Origin of the sequence: Streptococcus sp. NM (assembly GCF_003390135.1) — a bacterium.
In the GTDB taxonomy this organism is placed as follows: Bacteria; Bacillota; Bacilli; order Lactobacillales; family Streptococcaceae; genus Streptococcus.
In genome coordinates this window covers 139969-146095 of record NZ_QUOS01000004.1, presented here as the reverse complement: position 1 = coordinate 146095, position 6127 = coordinate 139969, and the positions used below count along the sequence as shown (strand labels likewise).

Annotated in this window: 8 protein-coding genes; all 8 read left to right on the top strand. The window is 39.6% G+C overall.

Annotated features, from left to right (window positions below; genetic code table 11):
• Positions 1-76, top strand: a 76-nt coding sequence (locus tag DXN33_RS07850) for an ATP-dependent Clp protease proteolytic subunit (RefSeq protein ID WP_181897303.1), incomplete at its 5' end; no start/stop codon positions are given.
• 78 nt (positions 77-154) lie between these two features.
• Positions 155-442, top strand: a complete 288-nt coding sequence (locus DXN33_RS07840; RefSeq protein WP_115904790.1) for a YlbG family protein — start codon at positions 155-157, stop codon at positions 440-442.
• 66 nt (positions 443-508) lie between these two features.
• A complete protein-coding gene (locus tag DXN33_RS07835; protein ID WP_115904789.1) occupies positions 509-1669 on the top strand; it encodes an ABC transporter substrate-binding protein in 1161 nt (386 codons plus the stop codon).
• Between the two features lie 116 nt (positions 1670-1785).
• Positions 1786-2655, top strand: coding sequence for a branched-chain amino acid ABC transporter permease (locus DXN33_RS07830; protein WP_033679951.1), 870 nt, complete (start codon positions 1786-1788; stop codon positions 2653-2655).
• 3 nt (positions 2656-2658) lie between these two features.
• Positions 2659-3615, top strand: a complete 957-nt coding sequence (locus DXN33_RS07825; protein ID WP_000662290.1) for a branched-chain amino acid ABC transporter permease — start codon at positions 2659-2661, stop codon at positions 3613-3615.
• Positions 3615-4379: an ABC transporter ATP-binding protein gene (locus tag DXN33_RS07820; RefSeq protein ID WP_001185997.1), complete on the top strand. Its 765-nt coding sequence runs from the start codon at positions 3615-3617 to the stop codon at positions 4377-4379. Before DXN33_RS07825 ends, DXN33_RS07820 begins: the two co-directional genes overlap by 1 nt.
• Complete coding sequence (locus DXN33_RS07815; RefSeq protein ID WP_115904788.1) at positions 4379-5089, top strand: ABC transporter ATP-binding protein; 711 nt, start codon at positions 4379-4381, stop codon at positions 5087-5089. The genes DXN33_RS07820 and DXN33_RS07815 overlap by 1 nt, the downstream gene beginning before the upstream one ends.
• Before the next feature lie 303 nt (positions 5090-5392).
• Positions 5393-6049: a CBS domain-containing protein gene (locus tag DXN33_RS07810; protein WP_004256822.1), complete on the top strand. Its 657-nt coding sequence runs from the start codon at positions 5393-5395 to the stop codon at positions 6047-6049.
• The last annotated feature ends 78 nt before the right edge of the window (positions 6050-6127 follow it).

The following is a 6127-nucleotide window of genomic DNA, read 5'->3' as shown; positions in this document are numbered from 1 at the left end:
TAACTGGATGAGTGCCCAAGAAACACTTGAATATGGCTTTATTGATGAAATCATGGCCAACAATTCATTGAATTAATGTTGATAGAAGGCAAACTCGACGGGGTTTGCTTTTTTTGGTATAATAGGGAGAGATTTCTTAGAAAGAGGATTTATCATGTTTGAAAAAGTCAATCGATCTGGCTTGATTATCTATCTTTACTATAATCGTGATGCAAAAAAACTGCAGGATTATGGAGATATTACCTATCATTCCAAGAAACATCGTTACTTACAACTCTATGTTCCAACAGAGAATCTAGAGAGTGTAGTTGAGAGATTAGGTAAGGAAAGATTTATCAAAAAAGTTAGAGCTTGTCATATTCAAGAGCTGGAAACACCCTTTGTGGGTAATCTCTATCGAGAGGAAAACGTTATCATCGAAAAAGTTCAAGAAAAGTGTTGACAATTTTCTGATAATTCGGTATATTCTTAACATGCTATTTATTTAAGACATAAGGAGACAAAAAAGATGAAGAAAAAATTTGCCCTATCGTTTGTGGCGCTTGCAAGTGTAGCACTTCTTGCGGCCTGTGGAGAAGTGAAGTCTGGAGCGTCAAACGCTGCTGGTAACTCAGTAGATGAAAAGACAATCAAAATCGGATTTAACTTCGAAGAAACTGGTGCCGTAGCAGCCTACGGTACATCTGAACAAAAAGGTGCCCAACTTGCCGTTGATGAAATCAATGCTGCAGGTGGTATCGATGGAAAACAAATCGAAGTAGTTGATAAAGATAACAAGTCTGAAACAGCTGAGGCGGCTTCAGTAACAACTAACCTTGTAACCCAATCTAAAGTATCAGCAATCGTAGGACCTGCGACATCTGGTGCAACTGCAGCTGCGGTAGCGAACGCTACAAAAGCTGGTGTTCCGTTGATTTCACCAAGTGCGACTCAAGATGGATTGACTAAAGGTCAAGATTACCTCTTTATCGGAACATTCCAAGATAGCTTCCAAGGAAAAATTATCTCAAACTATGTTACTGAAAAATTAAACGCTAAGAAAGTTGTTCTATACACTGACAACGCCAGCGACTATGCTAAAGGGATTGCCAAAGCCTTCCGTGAAGCATACAAAGGTGAAATCGTTGCAGATGAAACTTTCGTAGCAGGTGACACAGACTTCCAAGCAGCCCTTACAAAAATGAAAGGGAAAGACTTTGATGCTATCATTGTTCCTGGTTACTACACTGAAGCCGGTAAAATTGTAAACCAAGCGCGTGGTATGGGAATTGACAAGCCAATCGTTGGTGGTGATGGATTCAACGGTGAAGAGTTTGTACAACAAGCAACTCCTGAAAAAGCATCAAACATCTACTTTATCTCAGGCTTCTCAACTACTGTAGAAGTTTCAGCTAAAGCAAAAGCCTTCCTGGACGCTTACCGTGCTAAGTACAATGAAGAGCCTTCAACATTTGCAGCCTTAGCTTATGATTCAGTTCACCTTGTAGCAAACGCAGCAAAAGGTGCTAAAAACTCAGGTGAGATTAAGGACAACCTTGCTAAAACAAAAGACTTTGAAGGTGTAACTGGTCAAACAAGCTTCGATGCGGACCACAACACAGTCAAAACAGCTTACATGATGACCATGAATAATGGTAAGGTTGAAGCAGCAGAAGTTGTAAAACCATAATAGAAAAATGTTGAAATAGGGATTGAGCCTCTGACTCACTCCCTGTTTCGATGTTTAAGAACCTATCAAAAAGTGAGGGGAAACCCTCAAAATTATAAATAGAAAGAGTGAATCTTATGCTCCAACAACTAGTAAATGGTTTGATTCTAGGTAGTGTTTACGCGCTGTTAGCCCTAGGGTATACCATGGTTTACGGAATTATCAAGCTCATCAACTTCGCCCACGGTGATATTTATATGATGGGAGCCTTTATCGGTTATTTCTTGATTAATTCTTTCCAAATGAATTTCTTTGTAGCGCTTATTGTAGCTATGATAGCGACAGCCATCCTTGGTGTCGTGATTGAGTTTCTTGCTTACCGACCTTTGCGCCACTCTACTCGTATTGCTGTTTTGATTACGGCTATTGGGGTGTCTTTCCTATTGGAGTATGGCATGGTCTATCTGGTTGGTGCCAATACCCGTGCCTTCCCTCAAGCGATTCAAACAGTTCGCTATGATTTGGGACCAGTTAGCCTAACAAACGTGCAGTTAATGATTTTGGCCATTTCCTTGATTTTGATGATTTTGTTACAAGTCATTGTCCAAAAGACCAAGATGGGGAAAGCCATGCGTGCTGTATCTGTAGATAGCGATGCGGCACAATTGATGGGGATCAATGTAAACCGTACTATCAGCTTTACCTTTGCTTTGGGTTCAGCTCTTGCTGGTGCAGCTGGTGTTCTGATTGCCCTCTATTATAACTCTCTTGAGCCTTTGATGGGGGTTACTCCAGGTCTTAAGTCTTTCGTTGCCGCAGTACTTGGTGGTATCGGAATTATTCCTGGTGCGGCTCTTGGTGGTTTTGTGATTGGTCTATTGGAAACCTTTGCGACAGCCTTTGGAATGTCAGACTTCCGTGATGCTATTGTTTATGGAATCTTGTTGTTGATCTTGATTGTCCGCCCAGCTGGTATTCTTGGTAAAAATGTGAAAGAGAAGGTGTAAACGATGAAGGAAAATTTAAAAGTTAATATTCTATGGTTACTCCTTTTGTTAGCTGGCTATGGCTTGATTAGTGTACTGGTTTCAGTCGGAGTACTCAATCTATTCTATGTGCAGATTTTACAACAAATTGGAATTAATATTATTCTGGCTGTTGGTCTTAACTTAATCGTTGGTTTTTCTGGACAATTTTCACTTGGGCATGCTGGTTTCATGGCGATTGGTGCCTATGCAGCAGCTATTATTGGTTCTAAATCACCAACCTACGGTGCCTTCTTTGGAGCTATGCTGGTAGGAGCTTTGCTTTCAGGAGCGGTTGCCTTGCTTGTCGGAATTCCAACCTTACGCTTGAAGGGGGACTATCTTGCGGTAGCGACTCTTGGTGTTTCTGAAATTATCCGTATCTTTATCATCAATGGCGGAAGTCTTACAAATGGTGCAGCAGGTATCTTGGGAATTCCTAACTTTACAACTTGGCAAATGGTTTACTTCTTTGTCGTGATTACAACCATTGCAACCTTGAACTTCTTGCGTAGTCCAATTGGTCGTTCAACTCTCTCTGTTCGTGAGGATGAAATCGCTGCTGAGTCAGTTGGGGTTAATACGACTAAAATTAAAATTATCGCTTTTGTCTTTGGTGCCATTACTGCAAGTATTGCAGGATCACTTCAGGCAGGATTTATCGGTTCAGTTGTACCGAAAGATTACACTTTCATTAACTCAATCAATGTTTTGATTATTGTTGTATTTGGTGGACTTGGTTCCATTACAGGTGCAATCGTTTCAGCTATTGTCCTTGGAATTTTGAATATGCTTCTCCAAGATGTTGCTAGCGTGCGTATGATTATTTATGCTTTAGCCTTGGTATTGGTAATGATTTTCAGACCAGGTGGACTACTTGGGACATGGGAATTGAGCCTATCACGTTTCTTTAAAAAATCTAAGAAGGAGGAACAAAACTAATGGCATTACTTGAAGTAAAACAGTTAACCAAACATTTTGGCGGTCTAACAGCTGTTGGAGATGTGACTCTTGAATTGAACGAAGGGGAATTGGTTGGACTAATCGGTCCAAACGGAGCTGGGAAAACCACTCTTTTCAACCTCTTGACGGGTGTTTATGAACCAAGTGAGGGAACAGTTACCCTTGATGGTCACCTTTTAAATGGGAAGTCACCTTATAAGATTGCTTCTTTGGGACTTGGACGTACATTCCAAAATATCCGTCTCTTTAAAGATTTAACAGTTTTGGACAATGTTTTGATTGCTTTTGGCAACCATCACAAACAACATGTTTTTGCTAGTTTCTTACGCCTACCAGCTTTTTACAAGAGTGAAAAAGAATTAAAGGCTAAGGCTTTGGAATTGTTGAAAATCTTTGATTTAGATGGTGATGCAGAAACTCTTGCTAAAAATCTTGCCTACGGACAACAACGTCGTTTAGAAATTGTTCGTGCTCTCGCTACGGAACCTAAAATTCTCTTTTTAGATGAACCAGCAGCAGGTATGAACCCACAGGAAACAGCCGAATTGACTGAGTTAATTCGTCGTATCAAAGATGAATTTAAGATTACGATTATGCTGATTGAACACGATATGAATCTGGTCATGGAAGTAACAGAACGTATCTACGTACTTGAGTATGGCCGTTTGATTGCACAAGGAACTCCTGACGAAATTAAGACCAATAAACGCGTTATCGAAGCTTATCTAGGAGGTGAAGCCTAATGTCTATGTTAAAAGTTGATAATCTTTCTGTGCATTACGGTATGATCCAAGCAGTCCGTGATGTAAGCTTTGAAGTGAATGAAGGAGAGGTAGTTTCCCTTATCGGTGCCAATGGTGCAGGTAAGACAACCATTCTCCGTACCTTGTCAGGTTTGGTTAAACCGAGTTCAGGAAAGATTGAATTTTTAGGTCAAGAAATCCAAAAAATGCCAGCTCAAAAAATCGTGGCAGGTGGTCTTTCACAAGTTCCAGAAGGACGCCACGTCTTTCCTGGCTTGACTGTTATGGAAAATCTTGAAATGGGAGCTTTCTTAAAGAAAAATCGTGAAGAAAATCAAGCTAATTTGAAGAAAGTTTTCTCACGCTTTCCTCGTCTTGAAGAACGGAAGAACCAAGATGCAGCTACTCTTTCAGGGGGGGAACAACAAATGCTTGCCATGGGACGCGCTCTTATGTCAACACCAAAACTTCTTCTTTTAGATGAACCGTCAATGGGACTTGCCCCAATATTTATCCAAGAGATTTTTGATATCATTCAAGATATCCAGAAGCAAGGGACAACTGTCCTCTTGATTGAACAAAATGCCAATAAAGCACTCGCAATCTCTGACCGAGGCTATGTATTGGAAACAGGGAAAATCGTTCTATCAGGAACAGGAAAAGAACTCGCCTCATCAGAAGAAGTCAGAAAAGCATATCTAGGTGGCTAAAACAATCCAGTGGATTGTTTTAGTCGGCAGATGAAAATTACGAAGTAATCATCATTTCCAGTAGATTATTTTAGTTGACATATTTAGATTGCAAACAAATCTACATCTACACTGAAAGATGAATTTCTAATAATTGAAAAAATCGAATGAAACGTTTCCTATCTTCATTCACAGAGCTCGATTTCAGAGCTCTTTTTGCTAGCTTATTCATACTTTTCTGAATTTTGAAAAAGAAATGTAAGCGTTTGATTGATTTACAAAAAGATTGTATAATAGGGATGAGAATAGAAAAGGAGAAGTCTCATGGCAGTTAAAGATTTTATGACCCGCAAGGTAGTATATATTAGTCCAGATACAACAGTATCTCATGCAGCAGATTTGATGAGAGAGCAAGGGTTGCACCGCTTGCCTGTTATCGAAAATGATCAATTAGTTGGTTTGGTAACTGAAGGAACCATTGCCCAAGCTAGTCCATCAAAAGCAACCAGTCTTTCTATCTATGAGATGAATTATCTTCTAAATAAGACAAAAGTAAAAGATGTGATGATTCGCGATGTTGTCACTGTTTCAGGCTATGCGAGTCTAGAGGATGCAACTTATTTGATGTTGAAAAACAAGATTGGTATTCTTCCTGTCGTAGATAATCATCAAGTCTATGGGGTTATTACGGACCGTGACGTTTTCCAAGCCTTTCTTGAAATTGCTGGTTATGGCGAAGAAGGGATTCGTGTACGCTTTGTTACAGAAAACGAAGTTGGCGTTCTTGGAAAGATTGTTTCTTTGATTGTAGAAGAAAATTTGAATATCTCGCATACAGTCAATATTCCGCGTAAAGATGGTAAGGTCATTATCGAAGTTCAAATCGATGGATCAATTGATTTACCAGCCTTGAAAGAAAAATTTGAATCAGAGAATATTCAAGTAGAAGAAATCACTCGTACTTCAGCAAAAGTCTTGTAAGAAGGGAAGCCGAAAGGCTTCTTTTTTCATGAAAAGGGGATTAGAGCAAAAGATGGAAAGAAATGATAAAATATGCTA

Excerpts from the sequence above, each read along its gene's own strand:
- DXN33_RS07840 (WP_115904790.1), top strand. The coding sequence starts at position 155 with ATGTTTGAAAAAGTCAATCGATCTGGCTTGATTATCTATCTTTACTAT.
- DXN33_RS07835 (WP_115904789.1), top strand. The coding sequence starts at position 509 with ATGAAGAAAAAATTTGCCCTATCGTTTGTGGCGCTTGCAAGTGTAGCA.
- DXN33_RS07830 (WP_033679951.1), top strand. The coding sequence starts at position 1,786 with ATGCTCCAACAACTAGTAAATGGTTTGATTCTAGGTAGTGTTTACGCG.
- DXN33_RS07825 (WP_000662290.1), top strand. The coding sequence starts at position 2,659 with ATGAAGGAAAATTTAAAAGTTAATATTCTATGGTTACTCCTTTTGTTA.
- DXN33_RS07820 (WP_001185997.1), top strand. The coding sequence starts at position 3,615 with ATGGCATTACTTGAAGTAAAACAGTTAACCAAACATTTTGGCGGTCTA.
- DXN33_RS07815 (WP_115904788.1), top strand. The coding sequence starts at position 4,379 with ATGTCTATGTTAAAAGTTGATAATCTTTCTGTGCATTACGGTATGATC.
- DXN33_RS07810 (WP_004256822.1), top strand. The coding sequence starts at position 5,393 with ATGGCAGTTAAAGATTTTATGACCCGCAAGGTAGTATATATTAGTCCA.